Annotated in this window: 2 pseudogenes; one reads left to right on the forward strand and one right to left on the reverse strand. The window is 60.7% G+C overall.

The features are described 5' to 3' along the window. Nucleotides 1-148 (forward strand): annotated as a pseudogene (gene tbpA, locus AC04SG_RS32890) (thiamine ABC transporter substrate-binding protein); the annotation flags it as partial. A 113-nt stretch (nucleotides 149-261) separates the two neighbouring features. On the opposite strand, the pseudogene tbpA (AC04SG_RS32895) reads toward tbpA (AC04SG_RS32890), so the two are convergent. Continuing rightward, nucleotides 262-529, reverse strand: a pseudogene (tbpA, locus tag AC04SG_RS32895) (thiamine ABC transporter substrate-binding protein); the annotation flags it as partial.

Consider the following 529-nt stretch of genomic DNA (forward strand, 5'->3'; position numbering starts at 1 on the left):
TCTGCAGATCGAGGTCGCCGGCATCACCACCACCGGTGCGAAGAACCCGCTGGCGGCAAAGTTTCTCGCCTTCATGACCGGGCCGAAATTCCAGAATGTCATTCCGGAGACCAACTGGATGTTCCCGGCGGGGAAAACCGACAAGCCGCCCAATCCTTGCAGCGTTGGAGGTTGGCGAAAGCTTTCGAGCGCTTGATCTCCCCCCTTGCGGGGGAGATGGCCGGCAGGCCAGAGGGGGGTGTTCAAGCGCCATCTTGAATCCTACTTGCTCATCACCGCCAGCCATTCATCGACCCAGGCCTTGCGGTTGGCCGCAACCTCTTCCGGGCTGAACAGCAGCGTCTTCGCCGGCTTGACCAGTTTGTCGAAGGCCGGATTGAGCGGCTTGTCGGTTTTCCCCGCCGGGAACATCCAGTTGGTCTCCGGAATGACATTCTGGAATTTCGGCCCGGTCATGAAGGCGAGAAACTTTGCCGCCAGCGGGTTCTTCGCACCGGTGGTGGTGATGCCGGCGACCTCGATCTGCAGA

This window comes from Mesorhizobium sp. CNPSo 4684 (genome assembly GCF_057784315.1).